This is a genomic window from Agrobacterium sp. D14, assembly GCF_001526505.1.
Taxonomy (GTDB): domain Bacteria; phylum Pseudomonadota; class Alphaproteobacteria; order Rhizobiales; family Rhizobiaceae; genus Agrobacterium; species Agrobacterium leguminum.
The window spans coordinates 24897-40596 of the sequence record NZ_ASXX01000052.1 but is presented as its reverse complement, the minus strand read 5'-3'; the positions used below and the strand labels follow the sequence as shown (position 1 = coordinate 40596).

The window sequence follows — 15700 nt, the reverse complement described above, 5'->3', positions numbered from 1 at the left end:
GTTTTGGGCGAATTTTTCAAGCGCTGCGCATTTGGGGCCTCGGATATGGCTGGAAGGTCGCCGCTTGTTTCTTATCCCCGCCGGGGAGAAGTCCGCGGCAGCGGGATGAGGGGGCAAGGGTCTTGAGATACGGCAGCCTTGCCCCCTCATCCGGCCCTTCGGGCCACCTTCTCCCCGGCGGGGAGAAGAAACAGGCGGCAGCACCTTGACTCTCTCGGAGCAAAGAGAGGGCGATGGGGAACAAGACCGGCGCATTTTCGTTATTGCTTATGGAAGGAGGCGTGCCATGCAGCAGAATTCCTCTGAGGGGAGAACGATAAAGGCCGCCAACACGGCGAAGGTTTCGACTTACACGCCAAGCCTCATTTCTCTTAAGGGAAGTTATGTGGCGATGATATTTCGCAGACCGCTTTGCCGAAATCCGCTGGATGTGCGGAAGAAATAAGGGCTAATGCATTTGCCTGTTGCCTGCCCCCGCACATCGATGACGACGACTGCCGAAATAATGATGAGCTTTAGATGTCTCTAAAGTGTGATTTTCAATCCGGCCCGTCTCCACCTAGACTGGAGATCGCCACCAGAGCGAAGGGAGAATGACATGAAATCAGTTCTCATTATCGCCGCTGTCTTTGGTTTTTCCGCCAGTGCAGCGCTTGCGGAATGCGCAGGTCATCAACAGATCAACGCTTCCGTTCCTGCCGTAGACCGTGAATTCAAAACCGCAAGCATCGTTCCGCCGACAGATCCGGTGGAAAAGCCAGTCGTCATCCTGAAAAAGACCGACCGTCTTCCTGCGACGGTTGCGACGACCGGTGAACCAGAAGCCGCAATGCAACGCATGCAATAAACAGGAACAATAACCTCTTCATTCTAAAAATCCCGTGCGTGAGGTGATCCGCACGGGATTTTGCTTTCAGGAGGAAGGCGGGCAACCTTCGCTTTCACAGCGCCTCGCTTGCCGGTTCTTTGCATCAGCGACTAGAGCATTTCCAGTAAAAGTGCGAAGCGGTTTTACGTCCGGAAAATGCGTAAAAACAAAGAGGTAGAGCACGTCCACCGATTCCGTTTAAACCGGGCGTGCTCTAGCTGTCGAGTTTCAGCGACAGCTGTTTCGGCCCTTCGTTCTTTTTGAGCACGTAAAGCGGCCGGGTGATGATCACTTCCGTTCGCCGTTGCAGCTCGCGCCGCCGCTCGAGCGCACGTTCGCGCATATCGCGGGAGCGGGCGACAACGGAAAGGGCATTTTCTATGGCTGCGTCTGCTGTGTTCATCGCTGACCTCCATAATGTTCACTTTATGTTCTCGTTATTGGTGGCTTGTGTCAACACTATGGCAGGGTTGCCGGCAGGCGGTTTGGCGCCCGGCACAATGAACGGACGGGCGCGCGACAGGCTGCGTCGGGGTGCCGTGCGGGATCGGCTTTGCCCACACTTCGACCTTCACAGCACGAACCTGTTCCGGCAGTGTCGACAGGGACACTCCGGACCTGCTGTGTTGATTTTTGCGATGATGTTTCGATGACGCCGGCGCTGATCCGCCCGGCTCAGGGAGGGTATCAGGAGAGGGGGCGTTGATCCGGCGTGGGAACGCCGCCGGCGGACAATAGATCGGTGAGATGCTCGCTGGCGAGCGCGACGATGGCAAGGGCGGCCTGCTGGCGGTTCCAGCCGGCATGTTCCGCTTTTTCGATCAGCCCGTGAATGGAAGGTTCCAGCGCGAACTGGCACTCGGCCTGATAGTCCATGGTGTCGATCGAAAGCGACGGGGAATTGATTGCGGCCCGCATCCTTTGGTCTCCCTGTTTTCCGTCATGTCCACATACGCGAGACGCAAATCGGAACATGCACATTCAGAGGCCGGTGATATCGGGTATGCTCATGAGGCCCGCATATCACTGGCAGCGAATCCCCCAGCAGGCGGACGTTAGCGGCAAGTCTTGATCGCTGTCAACGCGTGCGCGGCGGGGATAGCGTCGCCATCTCCGTTTTCAGAGCCTTCCGTTCCGGAAAGGCTTTCGCCGCCAGATCAGCAGCGCCATCACATAAAGCGCAAAAAGCACGAACCATGTGACGGGCAGCACCATGAAAAGCGCCGCATAAGCGCAATTTCCCTCAAAACAGGAGCCGAGAAATCCGGAATCGGCAAGTGCTGCCGATAATAAAAACGCACATATCCCGCTCCCGACCGCGCCGAGAATGAAAAGCAATATGTTGATGAGCAATCTCATGGTCCCGATCATAAGGACGATTGAGACAGCTTTGGGGAAAGGTTGCCGGTGGAGGGCCTGTTTCCAGCTTTTAGGGCTACTGAAATCCCGGGGCAGGCTTTTCGTTGAGACGACAGTACGAATCGCCAACACGCGGGCGGCGGGCGAAGGCATAGGAACCGGTGATGGGTTTGATGTTTGCGTTTTACAACTCGAATGGATCTTCAGAAGTTTTAACGGAAGGAGTGGTTGCGAACGGATCGGAGTTCTTTGGCGGGGCGCTTTTCGAGTTCAGATACTTCGTTACGGTGTCCTGACAGTTCAGCATCTCCTCAATCGCCCTCGAGGTTCCTTTGAGCCGGAGTGCTACGATTTGTTTCCCTGCGTAGTATGCACGCAAACCAAGTTTCTTGCTGAACTCTTGGGCGAAGTCAGCGTCTTTCGTGTTGATGTGGAGATGATTCACGGAGTTCATGTTTATGGCTGAAGCCGTTGCATCCCAAGGAGTGTTGTTGTCGAATTGAATTCGAACAGGATACTCTTTACCGGCCTCAAGGGATTTCCACTTGGCGTTGCCCAAAGAAAAATAAAGCTGGCGAACGTCGTTGAGGAAATTGAACCCTAGGCGAACAACTGTTCCGTCTTGATAGACACTCGAGACGTAGCATGCATTACCCATGGAAGGGTCCATGCGCACCGACCATCCCGGTAGATCTTTCCATAGGATGGTCTCTTGGGACGATGTTTCCGCCCACACTGGAACGGTCCCGAGACAGAGAAACAACGCGGCACAGGTAACCCTTCTCATCAGCCCCATCCAAAAGAGTGTGTATGGATAGTCTTATTTGCGCATGACTTGGGTTTACTGTCGAGTCGTTAGTTACACTTGGAACGTCTCACGATGCAGCAGGCTGAAACGTTCTAGACAAAATACTGAGGCGGTCCATTCCGGTGCTTTGTCGTTGGGTAGTTGTTGTTAATATACAGACCAGAACGGAATATAAATTGGAAACAATTGTCGGACATAAATAGTCACGGTATGCAAAATTCTCTTATTATTCAGTTCTTTAATTAAGAGAATTTGGTGGGTGATGTAGGGCTCGAACCTACGACCCGCTGATTAAGAGTCAGCTGCTCTACCAACTGAGCTAATCACCCGACCGGCACCGTGTGGCGGTGTGAGGGGGCGTATAAAGGGGAAGTTTGGGCTTGTCCAGCGCGGAAATGAAATTTCTTCGATTTTTGTGACGAAAAAATTTCAGTCGCGCTGGAAAAGTCTGGAAATCCGGGGTTTTACGGATTTTTTCTTTTATTCATCCGCGCCTGAAAGCCCGACCGATAAGGATGAGGATGCAGGCGCCGATGAAGCCGGCGATGAGATAACCGAGCCAACCCGTCAAAACGATTCCAAACACCGAAAGGATGGCGTTGGCGACGATCGCGCCGACGATTCCAAGAAGGATGTTCATGAAAACACCCATATTGCTTTTCATGAATTGTTCGGCGAGCCACCCGGCGACACCACCGATGATGATGGCTGCGATCCAGCCAATGCCAGCAGATTCCATGATTTCCTCCCATGTTGCTGCATCGTCAAAGGTGATGATTCTCGTGGTGAAAAGCAAGGCAAACTCCTGAAAACCTCGCTTTATGCGGGTGGTTTTCCGCGCGGCAGGCGCTAAAAAGCCTGATGCGGCGCAAAGAGACGAAAGGCATGGATGTGCGGTTGATGTTCGGCGGATTGATGGACGGCAGAAGGGTGTTCGACGGCCTGGTGCGGGATCGGCGGCAAAGGAGCGCCATGGCGGCGATAATGGCCATGGTGCTTTTTCTGGCTGGCGGTCTTTTGTCGGCAATGCCGGCGGCGGCGCAGGGGGAAACAACATCGCCCGCCCCGGTGGCGATCCAGGCCTCGACCGTCGAACAGGCGAGGGCGGAGCTGGAGAAATGGAAGGCCGATGTCGCGGCGATTGCCAAACAGGTGGAAGCGGGCGGCAGCGACGATGTGCAGCTTGTGGACCTGAAGGGCCGCGCCGACACCATCGCCGCCGATGCCGCCGCCGCCAACACCAAGCTGCGCACCCGTCTCGACCAGATCAAGACCCGGCTGGATGCGCTGGGTGCGGCGCCTGCGGACGACCAGCCGCCGGAAGCCAGCATGGTGACGGAGGAGCGAAACCGGCTGACGGCGGAACGGGCCGAGGTGAATGCGATTGCCGGCGAGGTGGAGAGCACGGCCACCAATGCCGCGCAGATTTCCAATAACATCACTGCCGTTCGCCGGGCGCTTTTCGCCGCCACGCTGTTCAAGCGCACCGAAGTTTCGGCGCAGACGCTGGGCGATGCCTCCTCCGCCTTTCTGACCGAATTGACCAACCTCAACAACGCTTTCAGCAGTTGGGCGAGCTTCGTCTGGAATTACAAGCGCCTGCCGATGTTCGGGGCGGTGACGCTGTCGATCATGGCGGCGCTGCTGTTTCTCGTGGGCGGTTACCGCTTTTTCGGCAGCCGCATGGACCGGCGGGCCTTTACGGGCGAGCCTTCTTATCTGAGACGGCTTTCGGTGGCCTTCTGGTCGACCATGGTGCAGTCGCTGTCGCTGTTCCTGTTTCTCGTCACCTCCGCCTTCTTCCTCGATAATTTCAACGTGCTGCGGTCAGATATCGCGCCGATCCTGTTCGGGGCGATGGCGATCACCGGTTTCGTTTATTTCGTCTCGCGGCTGAGCTATGCGATCTTTGCGCCGACGCAGTCGGAATGGCGCCTTCTGAAGGTGTCCAACAAGGGCGCGCACACGCTGTCCTCGGCCGTGCTTTTAATGGCGCTCGTCAACGGGCTCGATTACCTGCTCGGCACGATCAGCGAGACGCTTTATTCGCCGCTGATCGTCACGGTTGCCAAGAGTTTCCTCGCCTCGATCATCATCGGCCTCATTCTGCTGACCGTATCGTTCCTGCGGCCGGTGATCGGCGAGGGGCAGGATTATGAGACCGGCAACCAGCGCCTGCCGCGCTGGCTCGTCATTTTGCTGCGGGTGGGCGGCCTCGTTCTCATCGGCGCCTGCCTGACGGGTTATGTCGGGCTTGCACGCTTCCTTGCCACGCAGATCGTCGCCACCGGCGCGGTGCTGGCGACGATGTATATCGGCATTCTCTCCGGCAAGGCGATTTCGCGACAGGGCGCCTTTGCGGAATCGCTTGCCGGCCGTTATCTCGCGCGGCGTTTCGGTCTCGGCGTGGTGGCGCTCGATCAGGCCGGCCTTGCCGCGGGGCTTGGCATCTATGCCGTCGCGCTTGCCTTCGGTGTGCCGCTCATCCTGTTTTCCTGGGGCTTCCAGCCGGGCGATATCGAAAGCTGGGCCTATCGTCTGTTGACCGGCATCACCGTCGGCAATGCCTCCATTTCGCTGATCGGCCTCTTCGGCGGCGTTCTCGTTTTCGCCATCGGTTACATCATCACCCGCTGGTTCCAGAAGTGGCTGGACAATAACGTCATGGCGCGCGGCCAGGTGGATGCCGGGGTGCGCAACTCGGTCAAGACCGGTATCGGTTATCTCGGTATCGCAGTGGCGGCCATCTTCGGCGTGTCTTCGGCCGGTCTCAACCTCTCCAGCCTAGCGCTGGTGGCGTCAGCCCTTTCGGTCGGTATCGGTTTCGGCCTACAGAACATCGTCTCCAACTTCGTCTCTGGCCTCATCCTGCTGGTCGAACGCCCCTTCAAGGTGGGAGACTGGGTGGTGACAGGCACGACGGAAGGCACCGTCAAGCGGCTTTCCGTGCGCGCCACCGAAATCGAAACCTTCCGCGGCCAGTCGATCATCGTGCCGAATTCGGAATTCATCAATTCCTCGGTCGGCAACTGGACACACCGCAACCGCATCATGCGCGCGGAAATTCCCGTTTCCGTCTCCTACGATTCCGATCCGCAGAAGGTGATGGATATTCTGCTGGAACTGGTGCGCGCCCAGCCGCCGGTGCTGCGCAATCCCGAGCCGCATGTGGAGTTCCTCCGCTTCGGCGATTTTTCGCTGGATTTCGAACTGCGTTTCCACCTTGCCGATCTCTCGAACGGTCTTGGCGTGAAAAACGCGCTTCGTATCGCAATCCTCCAGCGCTTCCGGGAGGAGGGGATCGACATCCCGTTCCCGCAGCGCAACCTCAACATCCACGTGGAAGGCGACGCCAACCCGCAGATGCTGGCGGCGCTGCTTTCGGAGGAGGGCGACAAGGCGGTGGTGGCCCATACGGGCGCGGCAGCGGCAGAGAAAGAGGCATCGAAGAGCGAGAAGCCGACTGAGCCGAAGGATAAACCCGGCGCGAAAGCGTAGATCGCTGTTGCTTGTGGACGTCGAGTTCCGGGCAGCGGGACGAGGGGGCTAGGGTAGACGTATTTAGACAGCTTGCCCCCTCATCCGACCCTTCGGGCCACCTTCTCCCCGGCGGGGAGAAGAAACGAGCGGCAAAGCTGTGCTGCATTCATCCGGCGTGCTCCGCAATTTCTTCCCTGTCGCAGCACCCTATGGCCATGTCGCAATCAGGCGGCTGAACAACCCGCAAGCGCTTCATATTCCTCCCATCCAATGTCGGCGGAATAAGGCAAGGCCGGCGCTTTTCAGGGGTTCTGTAAATGAAGACACATGCACGGGCGGTGGTGATCGGTGGCGGCGTCGTTGGCGTTTCGACGCTTTATCATCTTGCCAAGAAGGGCTGGAGCGACAGCGTGCTCATCGAGCGCAAGGAGCTGACCTCGGGTTCCACCTGGCATGCGGCCGGGCTTCTGCCGCTGTTCAACATGAGCTATTCGGTCGGCCAGATTCACAAATATTCCGTGAAGTTCTATGAAGAGCTTCAGGAAGAGACTGGCATGAATGTCGGCTTCTCCAAGGTCTCGAATATCCGTCTCGCCCGCACCAAGGATCGCTGGGACGAATATATGTATTATGCCGGTATCGCCGAGACCATCGGTGTGCGCGTCAACATGCTGACGCCGGAGCAGGTGAAGGAAATCTGGCCGCTCTGCGAGACGGACGGTCTGCTCGGCGCCATTCAGCATCCGGATGACGGTTATATCCAGCCTGCCGATCTGACGCAGGCGCTCGCCAAGGGTGCGCGTGACCGCGGGGCGACCATCTATCGCAACACCACCGTCACCGCCATCGAGCAGCTTGAAGACGGTCACTGGAAGGTGACGACCGACAAGGGTGAGATCATCGCCGAGCATATCATCTCCTGCACGGGCTCCTTTGCCCGCAAGACCGGCGAGATGGTCGGCATCAACATTCCGGTCATTCCGGTCGAGCATCAATATATCGTCACCGAGCCGCACCCGGCCATTCAGGAGCGCCGTCGCCAGGGCCTGCCGGAAATGGGCGTGCTGCGCGAATCCGACTCGGCCTGGTATATGCGCGAGGAGGCGGGCGGCCTGATCCTAGGTCCTTATGAAGTCGGCGCACCGGTCTGTTATGTCGACGGTCCCTCCGATGACAGCGAATATGAGCTGTTCCAGGAGGAACTCGACCGCCTGATGCCGCATATCGAAACCGCCATGGTGCGCGTTCCGGCCTTTGGCGAAGTGGGCATCAAGAAGGTCTATAACGGCGCTATCGCCTATACGCCTGACGGCAACCCGATTTCGGCCCCGCACCGGGCCTGAAGAATTTCTGGCTGAACGAAGGCCATTCCTTCGGCATCACCGCTGCCGGCGGTGCCGGCTGGCAACTGGCGGAATGGATCGTCGATGGCGAGCCGACGCTCGACCTGATGGGTGTCGATCCGCGCCGCTTCGGCCCTTACGCTACGGAAGGCTACCTCATCGCCAAGAACGAGGAAGCCTATGCCAACGTCTTCACCATGCATTATCCGGATGAGGAGCGCTCCGCCGCCCGCCCGCTGAAGACAACGCCGGTTTATGACCGCCTGAAGAAGCTCGGCGGCGTCTTCGGCTCCGTCTATGGCTGGGAGCGTGCCAACTGGTATGCGCCGGAAGGTTATGCGCTGCGCGAGGAAGACCTCGGCGTCGGTGCGGATGTCATCACCAGCCACAACCATGCGCCGGCTTTGGATGACGGCCGTATCGTCGAGAAATGGTCGTTCCGCCGCTCGAACTATTTCGAACATGTCGGCAACGAGGTGAAGAATGTTCACCAGAATGTCGGCGTGCTCGATATGTCGGCCTTCGCCAAGATGGAGGTTTCCGGCCCCGGTGCGCGGGCATGGCTCGACAGCATTCTCGCCAATGCGGTGCCGAAGAAGCGCGGCCGTATCGCGCTCACCCATCTTCTGACGCCGAATGGCGGCGTGAAGGCGGAATTCACGGTCTATGAATGGGCGCCGGGCCGCTTCTACTTGGTTTCGGCCGGTGGTCTCGAAGCGCATGACCATGACGTGCTGCGCCGCCTTGCGCCCACCGACGGTTCGGTGGTGCTGCAGCCGATCACGCAGAAATACGGCGTGCTGGTCCTTGCCGGTCCGAAGTCGCGCGATCTCCTGAAGAAGCTGACCCGCACCAGCCTTGAGAACAAGGATTTCCCCTGGCTCACCGGCAGGCAGATTTCCGTCGGCGTGGCGACGGCGCATGCGCTGCGCGTCAATTTCGTGGGCGAGCTTGGCTGGGAACTGCACCACCCGATCGAGATGCAGAACTACATCTTCGACCGGCTGATGGAAGCGGGCGCCGAATTCGGCATCAAGCCCTTCGGTATCCGCGCCATGGTGTCGATGTCGCTCGAAAAATCCTATCGCAACATGGGACGCGAACTGTCGGTCGAATATAACGCCTATGAATCGGGTCTCGACCGCTTCCTGCGCCCGGAGAAGAGCTTCATCGGCCGCGATGCGCTGGTGGCCTACAAGGAGGCCGGCGTGAAGTGGGTGTTCTCGACGCTCACCGTGTCAGGCAATACGGATGTCGATGCGCGCGGTTCGGAAGCGATCTTCGATGAAAGCGGCGCGCTCGCGGGCCGCGCGACGAGCGGCGGCTTCGGCTGGCGTCTCGGCAAATCCATCGCGCTCGCCATGCTCAAACCGGAATATGCGGCCGTGGGCACCAAGCTCAAGATCCGCATTCTCGGTACGTCCTACGATGCCGAAGTGGTGGAAGAAAGCCCGTTCGACACGGACAATGCGCTTCTGCGCGCCTGAGACAAAATATCCCCTCCCGCAGTCGGAATACGGCCCCTCGTGGGCCGTATTTCCGTTTAGGTAAGCATGTGCTCAACTGCTTTTCCGGCAAAAGTGTTATTAATGATTCTGAAAAATGAGCCTGCTATCTTTCCCTGACATACGATGGGGGATCGGGGCAGAATGAATTTTCTAGGCATTACGGGCATGCAATATTCTGGCGTGCCTTTTACCAACAGCCGCATCTTGCTGGCGGAAGATACAAATGTGTTCACCCAGATGGTGAGCATGCGCCTGAAGGAACTGCTGGGCGTTACCGTGGAAGTATGCCGCAATTTCGAGGAATTGCAGGCCTGTTACGAACATTCTCCCGAACCGGTGACGCTGGCGATTTCCAACATCAACCTGCCGGGGGCGGAAAAGGGCGAGGCGCTGGAATATCTGATCGATCTCTCGATCCCGACCATTGTTTTCACCAGCACTTTTCATGAGGCGACGCGCGAAACGCTGATCGCCAAGGATGTGGTCGATTATATTCTGAAGGACAATATTTTCGCCGTGGATATGCTGACGGAATCCGTCTGCCGCTTTCTCACCAACCACCGCCATCACGTGCTGATCGTCGATGACAGCCCGACGGCGCGGGCGCTGCTTTCGAGCCGTCTCAAGCGTTATAATTTTCGCGTCAGCCTGGCCGACAGCGGTGCGAAGGCGCTCGATATCCTGAAGGCCAATCCCGATATCGGCCTCGTGGTGACCGATTACAACATGCCCGATATTGACGGCTTCGAACTGACGCGGCGCATCCGCACCGTGCGCGGGTCGCATGAGCTGCGCATCATCGGGGTGTCCTCCTCCACCAACCGGCTGCTTTCGGCGCGGTTCCTGAAGGCGGGCGGCAACGATTTCATGCTGCGCCCCTTCATCGACGAGGAGTTTTATTGCCGGGTCAATCAGAACCTCGATACGCTGGTGCAGATACAGCTGGCGAAAGCGGGGGTAAGGCCGGCGGCCTGAGCCTAGGCTTTCCCCGTTAAAGCTGCGATTCCAGCGGCAGGAAGCGCATGATACCGGCGACGATGCGGCGGCTGATGGTGGCGTCGGGTTCGCGCCGGTATGTCCTTGTCCGCCCCTGTTCTTCCGTCATCCAGACGATGTGCCTGCCTTTGTCGATTTCCAGCTCGAAACTCATGGTGCGACGGATTTCGCCCGCGAATATCTCGTCCATGCGGGCAACCAGCGGGGCCGAGTTGAACACGACGCCCATTTCCGTATTGAGCGAGGCGGAGCGCGGATCGAAATTGAGCGAGCCGATATAGCCGGTCCTGCCATCACGGGTGAAAGCCTTGGTGTGCAGGCTCGCCTGTCCCGAGCCGCGCAGGGTGAAGTTGGACTGATCCGCCTGCGCGCGCAGCTCGTGCAGGCGCACCCCGCCGGAGAGAAGCGGTTTTCGGTAGCGGGCATAACCGGCGTGCACGGCGGCCACATCCGTCGCGGCCAGTGAATTGGTGAGGATGGCGACCGACACGCCGTTCTCGGCGAGCTGTAGAAATATCCCCACGCCCTGTTTGCCGGGAATGAAATAGGGGGAGGTGATGTGCAGGCTGTCGCTTGCCGCCTGCATCAGCGGCAGCAGGCTTTCCATCAGGAAGTTATGACCCTTGCGGCGCTTGCCCGCCGCCTTTTCCGGCGGGTCGGCGAGGATATCCGCCGCCTCGACCCAGTGCAGACGGTCCGACATCAGGAAATGGTCACGGCCATACTGGCTTTCGACGCGCTCCAGATAGGGTTTTGCCGCTTCGCTTTTCGGCAGGGCATCGAGTTCGCGCCGCAGCCTTGCGAGTTTGCTCGGCCTGCGCGCCAATAGCGAGCGCACGGGCACGGAAACGGCGCTGTTCCAGTAATCGTCGAAGATTTCCGTGGCGTCGGCGACGATCCTGCCGAAGCCGAGAATATCGAAATCGTGGAAATTCGCCCGCTCGGCGGCGTCGAAATAGGCGTCGCCAATGTTGCGCCCGCCGACGATCACGGCCCGGCCATCGGCAATCCAGGCCTTGTTGTGCATGCGCCGGTTGACGCTTCGGAAGCGCAGCACCAGCTCGATGCTTCGATGCAGAATGTTTTCCCGCGCCCTGGTGGGGTTGAACAGTCGCAACTCGATATTCGGATGGCTGTCGATGGCGTGGAAGATGCGGTCGGAGATGGAGACGCCGAGATCGTCGAGCAGCAGGCGCACGCGCACGCCGCGATCGGCGGCGGCGATGACTTCGCGCATCATCAGCCGTCCGGTCAGGTCGGCATTCCACATGTAATACATCAGATCGAGGCTGCGCCCGGCGGCACGCGCCGCCGCCACGCGCACCGCAAAGGCATCGAGGTTGGAATGCAGCAGGCAGAGCGCATTTTTCTCGTTCCAGCCGTTTCTTATCGATTGCCAGTGCCGGTCCAGCGTCGTTGCGTCTTCGGCAAGGGGCAGGGCGGTGGAGGGGCGCTTTGGAATGGCCTTTTCCCGCTGTTTGCCGATGACGACAAACAGGCTCGGCCCGATGACCATAAGAAGAATGACGATGAAGACCGTAAATGCAGTCACTTGTTTTGATCGCTCCCGGCCCGAAGAGTATCAGGCGGGATGAAAACGCGCGAGCGGATAAAGCGTTCACGGCACCTCGTGCCATCAGCGTGAAAAAGGCGCGTTTTCCACGCGCCGAAAGGGCTTGTGAATCACATAAGTGTGTGCTTATGTGTTGTCATGACAGAGAACGATATTTTCCGGGCGCTGGCCGATCCGACGCGCCGCGCCATTTTCGAAAAGCTGGCGGATGGCGCCATGAACGCTTCCGCCCTGCGTGAGGGGATCGAGATCAGCCAACCGGCCATGTCGCAGCATCTTTCAGTGTTGCGCGGGGCAGGGCTGGTGGTCGAGAAGCGGCAGGGCCGTTTCGTCAATTATGAAGTGGATCCGGACGGGCTGACGCGCATTGCGGCCTGGCTCGGCAAATATCGCGCCTACTGGCCGCAGCGCATTGAGGCTCTCAAACTCCTGCTGAAGGATATGGACCAATGAACAGGCAGACACCGGAAGCGCCGAAGAACGGCATCGAGCTTGAATATGATCTGGACGAGCCGCCGCAAAAGGTCTGGCGCGCCATCAGCATTCCGGCGTTTCGTGAAAACTGGCTGCCGAATGAGGCTTTGGCGGAACCCGATGTGATCGATATCAAACCCGGCGAGGAGGTACGCTACCGGCTGCGCGAGGATAATCCGCCATTTCTGGAAAGCACCGTCACCTTCAGGATCGCGGCGAATGCCCATGGCGGCACCAGCCTGCGCATCATTCATGACCTGCCCGTCAATACCGGCCGGATGATAAAGGCCGCTGCAAACCATAACGGTTCGCCGATCAAGCTCGCCGCCTGATCCGGAACGTTCCCCGGCATTTCAACGACAGGAGTTCGCCGATGCGCGAAGCGATGCAACTCGTCCCTATGGTAGTCGAACAATCGTCAAGGGGAGAAAGGTCTTTCGATATCTATTCCCGGCTGTTGCGGGAAAGGATCATCTTCCTCAACGGCGAGGTGAACGATGCGGTTTCGGCGCTGGTCTGCGCGCAATTGCTGTTTCTCGAGGCGGAAAACCCGAAGAAACCGATCCATCTCTATATCAATTCACCGGGCGGTGTGGTTACCAGCGGTCTCGCCATGTATGACACCATGCATTATATCCGCGCACCGGTTCATACGCTCTGCATGGGAACGGCCCGCTCCATGGGATCGTTTCTGCTGATGGCGGGTGAACCGGGCGAGCGGAGCGCCCTTCCCAATGCCAGCATCCACATTCATCAACCGCTGGGCGGTTTCCAGGGGCAGGCTTCGGACATGCTGATCCATGCCGAAGAGATGAAGCAGACGAAGCACCGTATGACGCGGCTTTATTCCGAGCATTGCAAACACAGCTATGAAAAATTCGAAGCGGCCATGGACCGGGATTTTTTCATGACGGCGGAGCAAGCTCTGGAATGGGGCCTGATCGATCGCATTCTGGGCATTCGTGAGGATGTCGCGGCATAAGGCCGGACGCTTATTCGGATTTCCTGCTGATATTGGCGCCCACAGGCAGGACCTCCAGACTGCGACGGTCCAATTGTGCAAGTACCTCTCCGAAACCGAAGCGGGATGTCCAGCCCAGGCCCTCGGCGGCGCGAGCGGGCGAATAGATCCGGTCGATCGTTGCCGGCAGCGCCCATTCCCTCTGCGTGAAAGCGTCGGCGAGGGCCGGGGTCCGCTGCCGGAGAACGGAAGCGGCATCCTTGGCGAGGCTGTCGCAGTCATCGGCGGAAAACGGGGTGGTTGCCGATATGATATAGCGCTGGAAATCGCCCCCCCCGCATTGGTCAGCGCCAGCACATGGGCATCCGCCACATCGCGAATATCGACGCCGCGATGCAGCCTGTAAGCCGCCATCACGTCGGCGGGCTCCGGGAAACTTCTGGACATGCGATGAATACCCAACACGTCAAGCGCATAACACGAATCTTAGCCCGCTCAGATCAAGCTGATCCAAAATTCTTTTGATGCGATCACTTACAATAAGTGCCGTAGGATACCGCTCTATTCTAAAAATATCATGCCCAGCAGCCCTTATTGGATCGACGGCGAGTCTGAGAACAGAATGGTATTCTCCTGCTCGATCTGGGCGAATTGGGTCGTCTGGCGTGAAAATCTGAAAAATAGACGATTTTTCATCGAAACAATCTACCATTTTGTCGGTCACCATTGCGTAATACTCATATATAGACTGCTGCTTTCTTTCCAACAAAATCTCGAAAAATCTTACACCTTCAACAAAATCAAGGGCATCCTTTAATCGACCGCTAACTATAGGGACGACGAATGCATCAGTGAGAGTAAAGTCCATCTCGGCACCGTCGCGCGTCAAAGATAATGTATACTTTTCGTCTACAACACCATCTCCCGTTAAAAATTGCCAATTATATCCTTTATCGACATTTTTTCCTCCTATTTCATTGAGGTACCATCTCGATGGGTAATTTATGTCGTCTTCAAGCTGCCAAAATAACAATTCACTACCTCTTTGTTAGCCAATCATTTACTGGATTTCCTGGCGTAGAAGCTTCTTTTCCATGCGCTTTAAAGTTTCCTCTACTGCGTTTTTGTACTGCGGAGATCCGGCTTGCAAACCAAACGTCGCAGCGGTCAGGTTTTTGAATACATATGTGTGATATGCTTCAGGATGAGGTCCTTTGTGACCTACCACGGCGACTTTGTTCAATGCATCTTGGAGATCAAGCCCCGCGTTCTGAAAAATCTGCTCAAACCGAGGAGTCCAAGGGCCTCCGCTAGCGGTCGATACGCAATTCTTGTTTGTGCAGATATGGTGAATTGGTGCTTTGTCGACAATTTGCTTTCCGAGTTCCGCTGCCTCATCACCGCCGGCCTTAAGGACATCCTTGACTGCGGATGCACTTTTACCGAGAAGCTTCCCTGCCTTTGCGATGGGCAGGAAACCAACACCTGCAATCATGATGCCGGCTACATCACCGCTATCGGCGGCTTCAACCATAGCAACCGTATCGGCGACCGGCGTGAATTCGTAGGCAATTCCGGCAATTGTGAACAATCCATCAAGCGCAGTTGAACGCGGCAACTGCGCCAGGGTTATGTCGGTCTCGAACTGAGCGATGTTGCCGCCCGCGGCCAGCCCTTCAACTGCTGCGATAACAGATTGGGGATTGACGCGCGTTACGTCGTAGGTCCGATACGCCAACACCTGGAACCCGGAGGGATTGGCTCGATATGCTGCAAGCATATCGTTGGCCGGGTTGTCGGACACTCAATTCAAGAGATCGCGGAACGCAGCATCACGCTTGCTGGCCAGGATGACGGTCGTATCGACATCGTTCCACGCCTGCTTGAGCGAACCCCAGCTCAGACCCTTGAAACCCTATTGCTTGTAATGGTTCTCTACTTCCTTGCTGTCGGACCCCATGTCGACCTCGGTAATGACAGTGTTTAACGCTTAATCGAAGTAAACGTGAACGGAAAAACGACCTTTTCTCTTCTCTTGATACAAAAACATCATGTAAATATATATATCTATTTGCCTTTTAACAAAAGAACTTTGCTTGTCGTAGTTTAATATATGAAATGATATTTCATCGAAAATATCGGTTATGCAATCCCAAAACGCATCTGCATTTCTCCCATAATAATAAGGAAATTCTAATTTATTTTGAAAAAAATCATGGAACTGATCTTCCGTTTCAATGTTCAGAAGGTCTAGCTTTATCTCTTTCAGTTTATTCCTCCTGCTCTGTTTCCAATCATTTCGAGTTTCTTATAGTGATCAGGTGAATAAT

At 57.1% G+C, this 15700-nt stretch carries 15 protein-coding genes, 1 tRNA gene and 1 pseudogene; 7 read left to right on the top strand and 10 right to left on the bottom strand.

Annotated elements, in window-relative coordinates:
• The first annotated feature begins 598 nt into the window (after positions 1–598).
• Positions 599–847, top strand: coding sequence for a hypothetical protein (locus L901_RS21400; protein WP_003524756.1), 249 nt, complete (start codon positions 599–601; stop codon positions 845–847).
• Positions 848–1082: 235 nt separating this feature from the next.
• Here the strand turns inward: L901_RS21400 and L901_RS21395 are convergent, their stop codons facing one another.
• The 6 genes from L901_RS21395 to L901_RS21370 all read right to left on the bottom strand — a co-directional run bounded on the left by L901_RS21395 (position 1083) and on the right by L901_RS21370 (position 3774).
• Positions 1083–1271 (bottom strand): hypothetical protein, encoded by a 189-nt coding sequence (locus L901_RS21395; protein ID WP_003524758.1) that lies wholly within the window; start codon positions 1269–1271, stop codon positions 1083–1085.
• 284 nt (positions 1272–1555) lie between these two features.
• The gene (locus L901_RS27220) at positions 1556–1786 is read right to left on the bottom strand and encodes a hypothetical protein (protein ID WP_059760125.1); all 231 of its coding nucleotides are present in this window, start codon (positions 1784–1786) and stop codon (positions 1556–1558) included.
• A gap of 201 nt (positions 1787–1987) precedes the next feature.
• Entirely contained in the window at positions 1988–2239 is a 252-nt protein-coding gene (locus L901_RS21385) for a hypothetical protein (protein ID WP_020810465.1), read from the bottom strand.
• 172 nt (positions 2240–2411) lie between these two features.
• A complete protein-coding gene (locus L901_RS21380) occupies positions 2412–2897 on the bottom strand; it encodes a hypothetical protein (protein ID WP_059760120.1) in 486 nt (161 codons plus the stop codon).
• A 391-nt stretch (positions 2898–3288) separates the two neighbouring features.
• A tRNA-Lys gene (locus L901_RS21375) sits at positions 3289–3364 on the bottom strand.
• A gap of 155 nt (positions 3365–3519) precedes the next feature.
• Entirely contained in the window at positions 3520–3774 is a 255-nt protein-coding gene (locus tag L901_RS21370) for a GlsB/YeaQ/YmgE family stress response membrane protein (RefSeq protein WP_003524764.1), read from the bottom strand.
• A 122-nt stretch (positions 3775–3896) separates the two neighbouring features.
• Between L901_RS21370 and L901_RS21365 the strand changes: the two genes are divergently transcribed.
• The 3 genes and pseudogenes from L901_RS21365 to L901_RS21355 all read left to right on the top strand — a co-directional run bounded on the left by L901_RS21365 (position 3897) and on the right by L901_RS21355 (position 10341).
• Entirely contained in the window at positions 3897–6533 is a 2637-nt protein-coding gene (locus L901_RS21365; protein ID WP_059760119.1) for a mechanosensitive ion channel family protein, read from the top strand.
• Positions 6534–6832: 299 nt separating this feature from the next.
• Positions 6833–9345: pseudogene (locus L901_RS21360) on the top strand (FAD-dependent oxidoreductase).
• A gap of 162 nt (positions 9346–9507) precedes the next feature.
• A complete protein-coding gene (locus L901_RS21355) occupies positions 9508–10341 on the top strand; it encodes a response regulator (RefSeq protein WP_003524770.1) in 834 nt (277 codons plus the stop codon).
• A gap of 16 nt (positions 10342–10357) precedes the next feature.
• Here L901_RS21355 and L901_RS21350 read toward each other — a convergent pair whose 3' ends face one another.
• A complete protein-coding gene (locus L901_RS21350) occupies positions 10358–11914 on the bottom strand; it encodes a phospholipase D family protein (RefSeq protein WP_020809894.1) in 1557 nt (518 codons plus the stop codon).
• Positions 11915–12073: 159 nt separating this feature from the next.
• Here L901_RS21350 and L901_RS21345 point away from each other — a divergent pair, with 159 nt between their 5' ends.
• Genes L901_RS21345 through L901_RS21335 form a run of 3 tightly spaced genes read left to right on the top strand, consistent with a single transcriptional unit; the run spans position 12074 to position 13391 of the window.
• Positions 12074–12388 carry a helix-turn-helix transcriptional regulator gene (locus L901_RS21345; RefSeq protein WP_003524773.1) on the top strand — a complete coding sequence of 105 codons (315 nt, stop codon included), beginning with the start codon at positions 12074–12076 and terminating at the stop codon, positions 12386–12388.
• Positions 12385–12741 (top strand): SRPBCC domain-containing protein, encoded by a 357-nt coding sequence (locus tag L901_RS21340; protein ID WP_059760117.1) that lies wholly within the window; start codon positions 12385–12387, stop codon positions 12739–12741. Before L901_RS21345 ends, L901_RS21340 begins: the two co-directional genes overlap by 4 nt.
• A gap of 41 nt (positions 12742–12782) precedes the next feature.
• Positions 12783–13391, top strand: a complete 609-nt coding sequence (locus tag L901_RS21335) for an ATP-dependent Clp protease proteolytic subunit (RefSeq protein ID WP_059760116.1) — start codon at positions 12783–12785, stop codon at positions 13389–13391.
• Positions 13392–13836: 445 nt separating this feature from the next.
• Here the strand turns inward: L901_RS21335 and L901_RS27215 are convergent, their stop codons facing one another.
• The 3 genes from L901_RS27215 to L901_RS27955 form a co-directional block, all read right to left on the bottom strand.
• Positions 13837–14403: an imm11 family protein gene (locus L901_RS27215; RefSeq protein WP_147401502.1), complete on the bottom strand. Its 567-nt coding sequence runs from the start codon at positions 14401–14403 to the stop codon at positions 13837–13839.
• A 27-nt stretch (positions 14404–14430) separates the two neighbouring features.
• Complete coding sequence (locus L901_RS21325; protein ID WP_197419716.1) at positions 14431–15174, bottom strand: AHH domain-containing protein; 744 nt, start codon at positions 15172–15174, stop codon at positions 14431–14433.
• 186 nt (positions 15175–15360) lie between these two features.
• Entirely contained in the window at positions 15361–15615 is a 255-nt protein-coding gene (locus tag L901_RS27955; protein WP_371259725.1) for a barstar family protein, read from the bottom strand.
• Between the last annotated feature and the right edge of the window lie 85 nt (positions 15616–15700).